Below are 13,992 nucleotides of genomic sequence, written 5' to 3' on the forward strand. Positions count from 1 at the left end.
CGGGCAAGCATGTCCTGGTGCTCGCCCGCGCTTCACTCTCCCTGTAAACTGCGTGGGTTTTTCTCTCCCCATTCCTTCGGAGCTATACATGTCCCGCGTTACCCTGAGTCGCTATCTGATTGAGCAGACCCGTAGCAACAGCACCCCTGCCGATCTGCGCTTCCTCATCGAAGTGGTGGCGCGCGCATGCAAGGAAATCAGCCACAACGTGTCCAAAGGCGCCCTGGGCGGCGTGTTGGGCAGCATGGGCACTGAAAACGTGCAGGGCGAAGTCCAGAAGAAACTGGACGTGATTTCCAACGACATCCTGCTTGAAGCCAACGAATGGGGCGGCCACCTGGCCGGCATGGCGTCCGAAGAAATGGACAATGCCTACCAGATCCCCGGCAAATACCCGAAAGGCGCCTACCTGCTGGTCTTCGACCCGCTGGACGGCTCGTCGAACATCGACGTCAACGTTTCCGTCGGCACCATCTTCTCGGTACTGCGTTGCCCGAACGAGTACCTGAGCCAGAACGAAAGCCTGAACGAAAAGGCCTTCCTGCAGCCAGGCACTGAGCAGGTCGCCGCCGGCTACGCGATCTACGGTCCGCAGACCATGCTGATCCTGACCCTGGGCAACGGCGTCAAAGGCTTCACCCTGGACCGCGAACTGGGCAGCTTCGTCCTGACCCACGAGAACATCAAGGTTCCGGAAACCACCGCCGAATTCGCCATCAACATGTCCAACCAGCGCCACTGGGAAGCCCCGGTCAAGCGCTACGTCGGTGAGCTGCTGGACGGTGAGACCGGCCCGCTGAAGAAAAACTACAACATGCGCTGGATCGCCTCGATGGTTGCCGACGTGCACCGCATCCTGACCCGCGGCGGCCTGTTCATGTACCCGCGCGATGCTCGCGAGCCTTCCAAGCCGGGCAAACTGCGCCTGATGTACGAAGCCAACCCGATGTCCTTCATCATCGAACAGGCCGGCGGTGCTTCCACCGACGGCAAACAGCGCATCCTCGACATCCAGCCAGAGAGCCTGCACCAGCGCGTGGCGGTGTTCCTCGGTTCGAAAGAAGAAGTCGAGCGCGTCACCGGTTATCACCAGGAGTAAACAGGTCATGCTCGCACCTTGGCAGCCGTTGCTGGAGTGGTGGTTCGGTTGGGGCACCAGCCCGCAGGCCGTGGCTGACGAGAAGAGCACGCTGTGGTTCGGCAGGCAGCACGATGCCGAGGCGCAAGAGCGCTTCGGCGACCTGGTCGAGCAGGCGTTGGCCGGCGGTCTGGACGAGTGGCTGCAAAGCCCGCAGGGCTGGCTTGGCCTGGTCCTGTTGCTGGACCAGTTGCCGCGCATGATCCACCGCGACACGCCGCGCGCCTTCGATGGCGACCGGCGTGCCCAGGTGCTGGTGATGCAGGGTCTGGACCGCGCCTGGGACTATCAACTGCTGCCGATCCAGCGGGTGTTCATCCTGCTGGTGCTGGAGCATGCCGAAGTACTCGACTGGCAGAACATCAGCGTCGAGCGCTACCGGGCCTTGCTCTCGGGCCAGCCGGCCGAGCATCAGCGGTTGTTCGAAGGTTTCCTCGACTATGCCGAGCAGCACCAGCGGGTGATTGCCCGGTTCGGGCGCTTCCCGCACCGCAACCCGCTGCTGGGGCGGCCGAGTACCAGTGAGGAAATGGATTTTCTGCTGGAGCCTGGGTCCAGGTTCTGATCTGAATCCTGATGCCAGTCAGTTAGGCCAGTTGGGGCCTTCGCGACGGTTCGGCGCCCCGACAAGCTCGCGCCTACAGAATCGACACTGAACCTGTAGGAGCGAGCTTGTCGGGGCGCCGAACCGTCGCGAAGGGATTACCCCGAAGCCCGCCTTAAATCCTGAAACTCCCCACCAGATGCTTCAACCGCTCGACCTGCTGCTCAAGGTCGTTACAGGCACGCAACGTCGCCTGCAGGTTTTCCACCCCTTCCTGATTCAGCGTATTGATCTCGGTGATGTCGACATTGATCGACTCCACCACGGCAGTCTGTTCCTCGGTGGCGGTGGCGACCGACTGGTTCATGCCGTCGATCTCGCCGATGCGCTGGGTCACGCTGCCCAGTCGTTCGCCGGCCCGGTTGGCGATGCCGACGCTGTGCTGGCTGTGGTTCTGACTCTCGGTCATGGTGCTTACCGCCACCTGCGCGCCGGCCTGGAGTTCTTCGATGATGCGTTGCACCTGCTGCGCCGAGTCCTGGGTGCGGTGGGCCAGATTGCGCACTTCGTCGGCAACCACTGCAAAACCGCGCCCGGCCTCGCCCGCGCGCGCCGCCTCGATGGCGGCGTTCAGAGCGAGCAGGTTGGTCTGTTGGGAAATGCCGGCGATCACTTCGAGGATCTGGCCGATGTTCACCGTGTTGGCGTTCAGCGTCTCAATGTTGCCGCATGAATCGCTGATCCGCGCCGACAACTGGTTCATCACGTCGATGGTCTGGTTGACCACCTGCTGGCCGTCTTCGGCCAGGTTGCGCGCCTCGCTGGAGTGCTGCGAGGCGAGGGCGGCGTTCTGGGCGATTTCCTGGGCAGCGGCGCCCAGTTCGTTGATCGCTGCGGCAACGCTGTTGGTGCGGCTGGACTGCTGGTCGGCGTTGTGGATCGAGGCATTGGACGCGCTGACGACCCGCAGGGCGACTTCGTTGACCTGGCCGGTGGCCGAGGACACTTCGCGGATCGATTCGTGAATCCGCTCGACGAAGCGGTTGAACGACTGGCCCAGCGTGCCGAATTCGTCGTGGGCATGAATGCTCAGGCGCTTGGTCAGGTCGCCCTTGCCCTCGGCGATGTCGTGCATGGCCCGGCCCATCACGTGCAGCGGCTCCATCAGCACGCGGATCAGCAGGCCGAGCAGGCCGATGATGATCAGTACCGCGGCGATGGTCGCCACCACGGCGGTGCTGCGCAGTTCACTGAGCATGGCGAACGCCGCGTCCTGGTCGAGGACCAGCGCGACATACCAGTCCGCCGACGGCACGCCGTCGATGTGGGTGAAGCTGATGAATTGCCTGCGCCCGTCGATCTCGACTTCCTTCAGGCCTTTGCCGATGACCGGCGCGCCCTGTGGATAAGCTTCGCCGAGGGCCTTCAGGGCCAGCTCGTTCTTTGGATGGATCAGGATCTTGCCGTCACCGTTGACGATGAAGGCGTGGCCGTGGCCGTCGAAATTCAGCGAGTTGATGATGGCACTGATGGTGTCCAGCGCGGTGTCGGCGCCGGCCACACCGATGGGCTTGCCGGCCTGTTGCACCGGCGTGGCGATGGTCACCACCAGTTTGCCCATGGAGGCGGAAACATAGGGCTCGGTGATCACGGTCTGGCCGGCGCTGCTGGCGCTCTTGTACCAGCCGCGCACGCGCGGGTCGTAGTCGGCTGCGCGGTTGCCGACCGGTACTGATTGCATGCTGCCGTCCTGGCCGCCGAAATAGGTGAGGGCGAAGTTGCTGGCGTACACCGGCAGCGCCAGGCTGCGGCTCAGGGCGTCCTTGCCTGGGCCGTCGACGGCTACTTGCTGGGCAAAAGAGTTGAGCAACTGGATGCGGCTGTCCAGCCAGGTGCGGATGTTGCCCGCGGTGAGGCTGCCCAGTTCCTGCATCGAGGCTTCGGTGCTGGCGCGCAGCGATTGGCGCTGGCGGTAGTCGTTGAACAGGACGAAGCAGGTGAAGGCCACCACGACCACGAGGGCGGCGGCCAACAGGATCTTGTGGCTGAATTTCAGGTTTTTAGTCATCGCAAGGTCACGGCAATCTACGAAGGGGGCGCGGCGATCCGCCGCAGCGTCTGTTGTGTCGTCAGGTGTAGGAAAAAGATTAATCGGTTCCGCAATCATTCGACCAATGGCAAAGGATTACGCTGATCTGAAAGCCGGGCGCTTCGGGAACCGGAACGGGGTTTTTCCTTCTAAGCTCTCGACAGGCTGTAGTCCTGTCGCCTTTATTTTCAGGAGCACCCTTCATGTCGTTGCGTTCCCTCGCCTTGTTGTCCTTGTGCGTGTTGCTGGCTGCGTGCAGCAAGCTCAACCAGGAAAACTATTCCAAACTCAAAACCGGTATGGACAAGGCCCAGGTCGAAGCCCTGCTGGGGAGTCCAACCGAGTGTTCCGGCGCGTTGGGTGTTTCCAGTTGTACCTGGGGTGATGAAAAGACCTTCATCAGTGTCCAGTACGCAGGTGACAAAGTGTTGATGTACGCGGGGCAGGGTCTGAAATGAAACACGTCTATCCACTGCTGGCCTTGTGCGCGGCACTGACGTTGGGCGGTTGCGCCACGTCCGCGGCGGACGGCCCGCTGCCGCCGAAGACGGTGGGGCAGGTCGACCTCAAGCGTTACCAGGGCAAATGGTTCGAACTGGCGCGCTTGCCGATGTATTTCCAGCGTGATTGCGCCCAGTCCGAGGCGCACTACAACCTGCGCGCGGACGGCAGTGTCGGGGTGCTCAATCGTTGCCTGACCCTGCAAGGCGAGTGGCAGGAAGCCAGCGGCAGCGCCACACCGCAAGTGCCGGGCAAGACCGACAAGCTCTGGGTGGAATTCGACAACTGGTTCTCGCGGCTGCTGCCGGGCGTGACGAAAGGTGATTACTGGGTGCTGTACATCGGCGACGACTACCAGACCGCGCTGGTCGGCAATCCGGACCGCAAATACCTGTGGCTGCTGTCGCGCAAACCGACCGTGACGGCGGTGGAGCGGGAGAGCCTGCTGGCCAAGGCGCGGCAGCAGGGGTATGACACGACGCGGCTGATCTGGCGGGTTTCGGATCGGGATATGGCGCGTAAGCCTTGATCGATCTTCAGGGCCTCATCGCTTGTCAGCGATGAGGCCCTGAAATTCAACCCAGCAACTCCCTCAATACCCCGGCAAACGCCCGCGCACTGTCTTCCTGTCCGTCATGCCGGCCTTCGCGCACCACCCAGGCCCCGTTGACCATCACATCCCGCACCTGGCGATCCCCGCCAGCGAACAGCCAGCGGTTGAGGATGTTGTCGTCACTGGCCGTCGCCAGATACGGGTCCAGCCCATCCAGCACGATCCAGTCCGCCCGCTTGCCCACCGCCAGTTCGCCCACCGGTTGGCCCAGCGCCTGGGCGCCGCCGCTCAGTGCCGCGTCGAACAGGGTGCGTCCGATCATCGGCTGGTTGGCGCCATGCAGGCGGTTGCGCCGCTGGTCGCGCAGGCGTTGGCCGTATTCCAGCCAGCGCAGTTCTTCCACCACGCTCAGTGACACATGGCTGTCGGAACCGATGCCCAGGCGTCCGCCTTCGGCGAGGAAATCCACCGCCGGGAAGATACCGTCACCAAGGTTGGCTTCGGTGGTCAGGCACAGGCCGGCCACCGCGCCGCTGCGGGCCATGAGGCTGACTTCGTCGGCCTCGGCATGGGTGGCGTGGACCAGGCACCAGCACTGATCGACTTCGACGTTTTCATACAGCCACTGCAACGGCCGGCGTCCGCTCCAGGCCAGGCAGTCGTCGACTTCCTTCTTTTGTTCGGCGATATGGATGTGCACCGGGCAGGCGCTGTCGCTGGCCGCCATGACCGTGGCGATCTGCTCCGGCGTCACCGCGCGTAGTGAGTGGAAGCACAGACCCAGCGTTTGCGCGGGCTGGGCGGCCAGCAGCGGTTTCAGCCGGGATTGCAGGTCGAGGTACTGCTCGGTGCTGTTGATGAACCGCCGCTGACCCTCGTTGGGCGCCTGCCCGCCGAAGCCCGAGTAGCTGTAGAGAACTGGCAGCAGGGTCAGGCCGATACCGCTCTGCCGGGCCGCCGCGCTGATGCGCCGGGACAGCTCGGTCGGATCGGCGTAGACGCTGCCGTGCGGGTCGTGGTGGACGTAATGGAATTCGGCGACCGAGGTGTAGCCGGCCTTGAGCATCTCGATGTAGAGCTGGCGGGCGATGATTTCGAGCTGCTCGGGGCTGATCTTTCCTACCAGGCGGTACATCAGTTCGCGCCAGGTCCAGAAACTGTCGTTGGGATTGCCCGCCACTTCGGCGAGGCCGGCCATGGCGCGCTGGAAGGCGTGGGAGTGCAGGTTGGGCATCCCCGGCAGCAGCGGTCCGCCGAGCTTTTCGGCGCCGTCGGCCTCGGCATTGGCCTGCACCCGGGTCAGCAGACCGTCGGCGCCGACCTCGATTCGGACGTTTTCAGCCCAGCCACTGGGCAACAGAGCGCGTTCGGCAAAGAAGACGGACATCGACACGACACCTCGTTTTGTTTATTTGTATATACATATACAGACGTTTGCCTGCTGGGTAAACTCCGGCAAGCTACCGTTCATTCAATAGAACAAGGACTTTTCCTGTGCCGAAACCTCCTGTCTCCACGCTGGTTGCCCAGATGGGCGAGGGGCCGGCGCCGCTGTATGCCCGGGTCAAACAGATGATCGTCCAGCAGATCGAGAACGGCACCTGGCCGCCGCACCACCGGGTGCCGTCGGAGAGCGAGCTGGTCAGTGAGCTGGGCTTCAGTCGCATGACCATCAACCGTGCCCTGCGCGAACTCACCGCCGAAGGGCTGCTGGTGCGCATGCAGGGCGTCGGGACCTTCGTGGCTGAACCCAAGACCCGTTCGGCGCTGTTCGATGTGAACAACATCGCCGACGAAATCGCTGCCCGCGACCACCAGCACACCTGCCGGGTGGTGACCCTGACCGAAGAGGCCGCCGGCTCCGAGCGCGCCCTGGCGCTGGACATGCGCGAAGGCCAGCGGGTGTTCCATTCGCTGATCGTGCATTACGAAAACGGCGTGCCGGTGCAGATCGAAGACCGTTACGTCAACGCGCAGATCGCGCCCGACTACCTCCAGCAGGATTTCACCCGGCAGACGCCCTACGCCTATCTCTCCCAGGTCGCGCCGCTGACTGAGGGCGAACATGTGGTCGAGGCGATCCTCGCCGAGCCTGACGAGTGCAAGCTGCTGCAGATCGAACAAGGCGAGCCTTGCCTGCTGATTCGCCGCCGCACCTGGTCCGGTCGCCAACCGGTGACCGCCGCCCGTCTGATCCACCCCGGTTCCCGCCATCGTCTCGAAGGACGCTTCAGCAAATGACTGAGTTGACCCTGCTACGTGCCGCCGATTACCCGCGTATGCCCTGGAAGAATGGCGGTGGCAGCACCGAAGAAATCACCCGCGATGCCGGCGAAGGCCTGGACGGTTTCGGCTGGCGCCTGTCGATCGCCGATATCGAGGAGTCCGGTGGGTTCTCCAGTTTTGCCGGTTACCAGCGGATCATCAGCGTGTTGCAGGGTGACGGCATGGTCCTGCAGGTGGACGGCCAGCCCAGCCGCGCGCTGTTGCCGTTCGACGCCTATGTGTTCAGCGGCGAGAGCCAGGTCAGTTGCCGCCTGCTGGGCGGTCCGATCCGTGACTTCAACCTGATCTACGCGCCGCAGCGTTACCGCGCGCGCCTGCAGTGGTTCAGCGGTTACAGCCGGGTGTTCAGCTCGGCCAGCACGGTGTTGCTGTTCAGTGCCCAGTCCGCGCTGGACGTCGGCATCAGCGGCCATCCGCTGCAAACCCTTGGTCTGTACGACTGCCTTTACCTGCACGACAACACCCAATTGCGCGAGCTCGATATCACCGGTCGTTGCTGCCTGATCGAACTCATCCCTGTTTCCGTGTAACGCACCACGCCCGCACATTCTGTTACCGAATGCCCCAAGGTGGCGCAATGCCGCCTTGGTCCTCGCACCGCCTTCCGCTGTCCTCCCACCTTCTTTGCAAGATTTCTGCGCCTTGATCCACAAGGCTTTGAAGCCCCTCCGGGATTTTTTTCATCAAGCGTTTTGCGGACTTGGCAATTCAATTGCATATGCTTGTATGTACAAGTAAAGATGTGTGCGTATGAGTGGATAGGCCATCCCCTCCACGCTGTTCGTAAAACGGTTATCACCGCTGGCCCACTGCCTGGGTTGGGATTGGATAGATGCTCGAGGAGCCCTTTCGTGACTGACAACAACCTGAACAAATTCCGTGATGTCGAAATCCGTGCACCCCGCGGCAACAAGCTGACCGCCAAAAGCTGGCTGACCGAAGCGCCGCTGCGCATGTTGATGAACAACCTCGACCCGGAAGTGGCGGAGAACCCGAAGGAACTGGTGGTGTACGGCGGCATCGGCCGCGCCGCGCGCAACTGGGCGTGCTACGACAAGATCGTCGAGAGCCTGACCAACCTGAATGACGACGAAACCCTGCTGGTGCAATCGGGCAAGCCGGTCGGCGTGTTCAAGACCCACGCCAATGCGCCGCGTGTACTGATCGCCAACTCCAACCTGGTGCCGCACTGGGCCACGTGGGAACACTTCAACGAACTGGATGCCAAGGGCTTGGCGATGTACGGCCAGATGACCGCCGGTAGCTGGATCTACATCGGCAGCCAGGGCATCGTTCAGGGCACCTACGAAACCTTCGTCGAAGCCGGTCGCCAACACTACAACGGCAGCCTCAAGGGCAAGTGGGTACTGACCGCCGGCCTCGGCGGCATGGGCGGCGCCCAGCCACTGGCCGCGACCCTGGCTGGCGCCTCTTCGCTGAACATCGAATGCCAGCAGAGCCGCATCGACTTCCGCCTGAGCAGCCGCTACGTCGACGAACAGGCCAACGACCTCGATGACGCCCTGGCGCGCATTGCCAAGTACACCGCCGAAGGCAAAGCCATCTCCATCGCGTTGCTGGGCAACGCCGCCGAGATCCTGCCGGAACTGGTCAAGCGCGGCGTGCGCCCGGACATGGTCACCGACCAGACCAGCGCCCACGACCCGCTCAACGGCTACCTGCCCGCCGGCTGGAGCTGGGACGAATACCGCGACCGCGCCAAGACCGAGCCGGCCGCGGTGGTCAAGGCCGCCAAGCAATCCATGGCCGTGCACGTCCAGGCCATGCTCGACTTCCAGAAGCAGGGCATCCCGACCTTCGACTACGGCAACAACATCCGCCAGATGGCCAAGGAAGAGGGCGTCGCCAATGCCTTCGACTTCCCCGGCTTCGTGCCGGCCTACATCCGTCCGCTGTTTTGCCGTGGCATCGGGCCGTTCCGCTGGGCCGCGCTGTCGGGTAACGCCGAAGACATCTACAGGACCGACGCCAAGGTCAAGGAACTGATCCCGGACGACGCCCACCTGCACAACTGGCTGGACATGGCGCGCGAGCGCATCAGCTTCCAGGGTCTGCCGGCGCGTATCTGCTGGGTTGGCCTGGGCCTGCGCGCCAAGCTTGGCCTGGCGTTCAACGAAATGGTCCGTCGCGGCGAGCTGTCCGCGCCTATCGTTATCGGTCGCGACCATCTGGACTCCGGCTCGGTATCGAGCCCGAACCGTGAAACCGAGTCGATGAAAGACGGCTCCGACGCCGTGTCCGACTGGCCGCTGCTCAACGCCCTGCTGAACACCGCCAGCGGCGCGACCTGGGTTTCGCTGCATCACGGTGGTGGCGTGGGCATGGGCTTCTCGCAGCACTCGGGCATGGTGATCGTCTGCGACGGCACCGACGAGGCCGCCGAGCGTATCGCCCGCGTACTGACCAACGACCCGGGCACCGGCGTGATGCGTCACGCCGATGCCGGTTACGACATTGCTATCGAGTGTGCCAAAGAGCAGGGCCTGAACCTGCCGATGATCACCGGCTGATCCGCGTCGCGGGGGTCTCTACCGGTGGCCCCCGCCGCGGCGTTTCATGGAAGGGACGACCGGACGCCTGGCTGAAAGGCCGCTGAACTGCCGATATCCACTTTCCTGTTTGGGAGCGTCATGCAATGAAAACCAACAAGACCCTGCTTGCGTCGCTGTGTGCCCTTGGCCTGTTGAGTCTCTCGGGCGGCAGCCAGGCCGCGGGCTGGTGCGAATCCGGCAAACCGGTGAAGTTCGCCGGGCTGAACTGGGAAAGCGGCATGCTGCTGACCGACGTCATGCAGTTCGTGCTGAAAAACGGCTACGGCTGCGAAACCGACAGCCTGCCGGGCAACTCCATCACCATGGAAAACGCCCTGGGCACCAACGATATCCAGGTGTTCGCCGAGGAGTGGGTGGGCCGCAGCGAGGTCTGGAAGAAGGCCGAGACCGCCGGCAAGGTGGTCGGCGTCGGCGCGCCGGTGGTGGGTGCGGTGGAAGGCTGGTACGTGCCGCGCTACGTGATCGAGGGCGATGCCAAGCGCAAGCTCGAAGCCAAGGCGCCTGACCTCAAGGCCATCGCTGACCTGGGCCGCTACGCGTCGGTCTTCAAAGACCCGGAAGAACCCGGCAAAGGCCGCTTCTACAATTGCCCGGCGGGCTGGACCTGCGAGCTGGACAACAGCGAAATGCTCAAGGACTACGGCCTCGAGTCGAGCTACACCAATTTCCGTCCGGGCACCGGCCCGGCGCTGGATGCGGCGGTGCTGTCGAGCTACAAGCGTGGCGAGCCGATCCTCTTCTACTACTGGACGCCAACCCCGCTGATGGGCCAGGTGGACCTGGTCAAGCTGGACGAGAAACCCGGCGTCGACAAGACCGTGACCATCAAGGTCGGCCTGTCCAAGGCCTTCCACGAGCAGGCGCCGGAACTGGTCGCGGTGCTGGAAAAGGTCAACCTGCCGATCGACCTGCTGAACCAGAATCTGGCGCGCATGACCAAAGAGCGGATCGAGTCGCCGAAGCTGGCGAAAGCCTTCCTCAAGGAACATCCTGAAATCTGGCATGCGTGGGTCAGCGAAGAGGCGGCGAAGAAAATCGACGCAGCGCTCTGAGCTACTCCTTCTACCTGACGAGTGAACCCTATGTTCCCCGAAAACTTTACCTTCTCCATCGCCGACTGGGTCAACGGCTGGGTCGATGCGCTGGTGACCAACTACGGTGATGTGTTCCGGCAGATCTCCGACACCCTGCTCTGGGCCATCGTCAACCTCGAAGGCCTGCTGCGCGCCACGCCGTGGTGGCTGATGCTGGCTGTCGTCGGCGCCATCGCCTGGCACGCGACCCGGCGCATCCTGCCGACCGTGGTGATCGTCGGCCTGCTGTTCCTGGTGGGGGCGGTGGGGCTCTGGGACAAACTGATGCAGACCCTGGCGCTGATGCTGGTGGCGACGCTGATCTCGGTGCTGATCGGCATCCCGCTGGGGATCCTGTCAGCCCGCAGCAACCGCCTGCGCGCGGTGCTGATGCCGCTGCTGGACATCATGCAGACCATGCCCAGCTTCGTGTACCTGATCCCGGTGCTGATGCTGTTCGGCCTGGGCAAGGTGCCGGCGATCTTCGCCACGGTGATCTACGCCGCGCCGCCGCTGATCCGCCTGACCGACCTGGGGATTCGCCAGGTCGACGGCGAAGTCATGGAGGCGATCAACGCCTTCGGTGCCAACCGCTGGCAGCAACTGTTCGGCGTGCAACTGCCGCTGGCCCTGCCAAGCATCATGGCCGGGATCAACCAGACCACCATGATGGCCCTGTCGATGGTGGTGATCGCCTCGATGATCGGTGCCCGTGGACTGGGTGAAGACGTGCTGGTGGGCATCCAGACCCTGAACGTCGGCCGCGGCCTGGAAGCGGGCCTGGCAATCGTGATTCTCGCGGTGGTGATCGACCGTATTACCCAGGCCTACGGCCGGGCGCGGCATGAGGTGAGCAAATGAGTACCCAGGCGATGAACAAGATCGAAGTGAAGAACGTCTTCAAGATCTTCGGCCAGCGCGCCGACGAAGCGCTGCAACTGATCCGCGAGTCTCACAGTAAAGAACAGGTTCTGTCGAAAACCGGTTGCGTGGTGGGGGTCAATGACCTGTCGCTGTCCATCGGCGCTGGAGAAATCTTCGTCATCATGGGCCTGTCCGGTTCCGGCAAATCGACCCTGGTGCGCCACTTCAACCGCCTGATCGACCCCACCAGCGGGGCGATCCTGGTGGATGGCGAAGACATCATGCAGTACGACATGGAAGCCCTGCGCCAGTTTCGCCGGCGCAAGATCAGCATGGTCTTCCAGAGCTTCGGCCTGCTGCCGCACAAGACCGTGCTCGACAACGTCGCCTACGGCTTGAAGGTCCGCGGCGAAAGCAAGCAACTGTGCGCCGAGCGCGCCCAGCACTGGATCACCACCGTGGGCCTGAAGGGCTACGAGAAATCCTGGCCGCACCAGCTTTCCGGTGGCATGCGCCAGCGCGTCGGCCTGGCCCGCGCGCTGGCGGCGGACACCGACATCATCCTCATGGACGAAGCGTTCAGCGCCCTCGATCCGCTGATCCGCGCCGAAATGCAGGACCAGCTCCTGGAGCTGCAAAAGACCCTGCACAAGACCATCGTGTTCATCACCCATGACCTTGATGAAGCCGTGCGCATCGGCAACCGCATCGCGATCCTCAAGGACGGCCGTCTGATCCAGGTCGGCACGCCGCGAGAAATCCTCCACAACCCGGCGGACGAATACGTCGACCGTTTCGTCCAGCGCCGCGCCGCCACCGTATGAGGGCTGACATGCAGCAACCTGAGAATGTCGTGATCGCCGACGCGCCGCTGCGTTGGCAGGACATCGTCGCCGTGGCCCGCTACGGCGCGCGCCTGTCGCTGTCCGACAGCGCCTGGGCGCGGATCGAGAATGCCCAGGCCATCGTCCAGCGCATCGTCGCAAGCGGCGAGCGCGCCTATGGCGTCAACACCGGCCTCGGTGCGCTGTGCAACGTTGCGCTGCAAGGCGAGCAACTGAGCCGGCTGTCGAGCAACACCCTGCTCAGTCATGCCTGTGGCGTCGGCCCGGTACTGCCGGACGAACAGACCCGGGCGATCATCTGCGCCGCCATCACCAACTACAGCCACGGCAAGTCCGGCATCCAGCGCCCGGTGGTCGAAGCACTGCTGGCGCTGCTGGAACGCGGCATCACCCCGCAAGTGCCGTCCCAGGGGTCGGTGGGCTACCTGACCCACATGGCCCATGTCGGCATCTGCCTGCTGGGCGTGGGCAAGGTCAGCTATCGCGGGCGTATTGTCGAGGCCGCCGAGGCGTTGGCCGAGGAAGGACTGAACCCCGTGGTGCTCGGTGCGAAGGACGGCCTGTGCCTGGTCAACGGCACGCCGTGCATGACCGGCCTGAGCTGTCTGGCGCTGGCCGATGCCACGCACCTGCTGCAATGGGCCGACGTCATCTCGGCCATGAGCTTCGAAGCCCTGCGCGGGCAGATCGCCGCGTTCGACGCCGAAATCATCGCGCTCAAGCCGCACCCCGGCATGCAGCAGGTCGGCAGCAACCTGCGGGCCTTGCTCGAGGGCAGCGAAGTGATCGCCAGCAGCAAGGGCATCCGCACCCAGGACGCCCTGAGCATCCGCTCGATTCCGCAGGTCCACGGCGCCGCCCGCGACCAGTTGGCCCACGCGGCGAAGCAGATCGAGACCGAGCTCAATTCCGCCACTGACAACCCGTTGCTGCTGGGCACGCCGGACAACTTCCGGGTCATGTCCCAGGCCAACCCGCACGGCCAGTCCGTGGCCATGGCCGCCGACCTGCTGGCGATCGCGATCGCCGAAACCGGTTCGATCGCCGAGCGTCGCCTGGACCGTCTGGTCAACCCGCACGTCAGCGGGTTGCCGGCGTTCCTGGTCGCAGAGCCGGGGGTCAACTCCGGGATGATGATCGTGCAGTACGTCGCCGCCTCGCTGTGCGCGGAGAACCGCCAGTTGGCGCAACCGGCGGTGCTCGACAACTACGTGACCTCGGGCCTGCAGGAAGATCACCTGAGCCTCGGCACCAGCGCCGCGCTCAAGCTGCACCGCGCCCTGGAAAACTGCACGCAGATCCTCGCCATCGAGTACCTGCTGGCGGGCCAGGCCTTCGAATTTCTCAAGGAGCAGCGCTTCGGCGCCGGCACCGGACGCGCCTGGCAGTTGCTGCGCGAACAGGTTCCGGCCTATCAGCAGGACCGTTGGCTGGCACCGGACATCGCCAGCGCGGCCGCGTTGCTCAAACAGCCGCAGTTGCCGCAGCGCGTGCTGCCGGCGCTGCTCTGAACCACGACAAGGAGC

The 13,992-nt window shown here is 63.9% G+C and carries 13 protein-coding genes and 1 pseudogene; 11 read left to right on the forward strand and 3 right to left on the reverse strand.

The genetic code is table 11. The features are described from left to right. Positions 1 to 88: 88 nt before the first annotated feature. On the forward strand, positions 89 to 1,099 hold the full coding sequence (locus NTD82_RS19205) for a class 1 fructose-bisphosphatase (protein ID WP_095155811.1): 1,011 nt from the start codon (positions 89 to 91) through the stop codon (positions 1,097 to 1,099). A 7-nt stretch (positions 1,100 to 1,106) separates the two neighbouring features. After that, positions 1,107 to 1,703 carry a DUF924 family protein gene (locus NTD82_RS19210; RefSeq protein WP_095155812.1) on the forward strand — a complete coding sequence of 199 codons (597 nt, stop codon included), beginning with the start codon at positions 1,107 to 1,109 and terminating at the stop codon, positions 1,701 to 1,703. A 154-nt stretch (positions 1,704 to 1,857) separates the two neighbouring features. Here the strand turns inward: NTD82_RS19210 and NTD82_RS29420 are convergent, their stop codons facing one another. After that, complete coding sequence (locus tag NTD82_RS29420; protein WP_410017070.1) at positions 1,858 to 2,688, reverse strand: methyl-accepting chemotaxis protein; 831 nt, start codon at positions 2,686 to 2,688, stop codon at positions 1,858 to 1,860. Between the two features lie 24 nt (positions 2,689 to 2,712). Beyond that, positions 2,713 to 3,849: pseudogene (locus tag NTD82_RS29425) on the reverse strand (cache domain-containing protein); the annotation flags it as partial. A gap of 125 nt (positions 3,850 to 3,974) precedes the next feature. Between NTD82_RS29425 and bamE the strand changes: the two are divergent. Together bamE and NTD82_RS19225 are read left to right on the forward strand one after the other, a co-directional pair. Next, a complete protein-coding gene (gene bamE, locus NTD82_RS19220; protein ID WP_095155814.1) occupies positions 3,975 to 4,229 on the forward strand; it encodes an outer membrane protein assembly factor BamE in 255 nt (84 codons plus the stop codon). Beyond that, positions 4,226 to 4,801, forward strand: coding sequence for a lipocalin family protein (locus NTD82_RS19225; protein ID WP_095155815.1), 576 nt, complete (start codon positions 4,226 to 4,228; stop codon positions 4,799 to 4,801). The genes bamE and NTD82_RS19225 overlap by 4 nt, the downstream gene beginning before the upstream one ends. 46 nt (positions 4,802 to 4,847) lie before the next feature. On the opposite strand, the gene NTD82_RS19230 is transcribed toward NTD82_RS19225, so the two are convergent. Further along, complete coding sequence (locus NTD82_RS19230; protein WP_262129831.1) at positions 4,848 to 6,212, reverse strand: formimidoylglutamate deiminase; 1,365 nt, start codon at positions 6,210 to 6,212, stop codon at positions 4,848 to 4,850. Between the two features lie 143 nt (positions 6,213 to 6,355). Here NTD82_RS19230 and hutC point away from each other — a divergent pair, with 143 nt between their 5' ends. The 7 genes from hutC (at position 6,356) to hutH (ending at position 13,977) form a co-directional block, all read left to right on the forward strand. Next, complete coding sequence (gene hutC, locus NTD82_RS19235) at positions 6,356 to 7,066, forward strand: histidine utilization repressor (protein WP_177431605.1); 711 nt, start codon at positions 6,356 to 6,358, stop codon at positions 7,064 to 7,066. Beyond that, the gene (locus tag NTD82_RS19240) at positions 7,063 to 7,641 is read left to right on the forward strand and encodes a HutD family protein (protein WP_262129832.1); all 579 of its coding nucleotides are present in this window, start codon (positions 7,063 to 7,065) and stop codon (positions 7,639 to 7,641) included. The genes hutC and NTD82_RS19240 overlap by 4 nt, the downstream gene beginning before the upstream one ends. A gap of 321 nt (positions 7,642 to 7,962) precedes the next feature. After that, a complete protein-coding gene (gene hutU / locus NTD82_RS19245; protein ID WP_262129833.1) occupies positions 7,963 to 9,642 on the forward strand; it encodes a urocanate hydratase in 1,680 nt (559 codons plus the stop codon). A 125-nt stretch (positions 9,643 to 9,767) separates the two neighbouring features. Further along, positions 9,768 to 10,736, forward strand: coding sequence for an ABC transporter substrate-binding protein (locus tag NTD82_RS19250; RefSeq protein WP_262129834.1), 969 nt, complete (start codon positions 9,768 to 9,770; stop codon positions 10,734 to 10,736). A 30-nt stretch (positions 10,737 to 10,766) separates the two neighbouring features. Beyond that, positions 10,767 to 11,618 (forward strand): ABC transporter permease, encoded by an 852-nt coding sequence (locus tag NTD82_RS19255; protein ID WP_262129835.1) that lies wholly within the window; start codon positions 10,767 to 10,769, stop codon positions 11,616 to 11,618. Then, a complete protein-coding gene (locus tag NTD82_RS19260) occupies positions 11,615 to 12,445 on the forward strand; it encodes a glycine betaine/L-proline ABC transporter ATP-binding protein (RefSeq protein WP_095155822.1) in 831 nt (276 codons plus the stop codon). The genes NTD82_RS19255 and NTD82_RS19260 overlap by 4 nt, the downstream gene beginning before the upstream one ends. Before the next feature lie 8 nt (positions 12,446 to 12,453). Beyond that, positions 12,454 to 13,977, forward strand: a complete 1,524-nt coding sequence (hutH, locus tag NTD82_RS19265) for a histidine ammonia-lyase (RefSeq protein WP_262129836.1) — start codon at positions 12,454 to 12,456, stop codon at positions 13,975 to 13,977. Positions 13,978 to 13,992 lie beyond the last annotated feature (15 nt).

This window comes from Pseudomonas sp. 5P_5.1_Bac1 (assembly GCF_025466015.1).
Taxonomy (GTDB): domain Bacteria; phylum Pseudomonadota; class Gammaproteobacteria; order Pseudomonadales; family Pseudomonadaceae; genus Aquipseudomonas.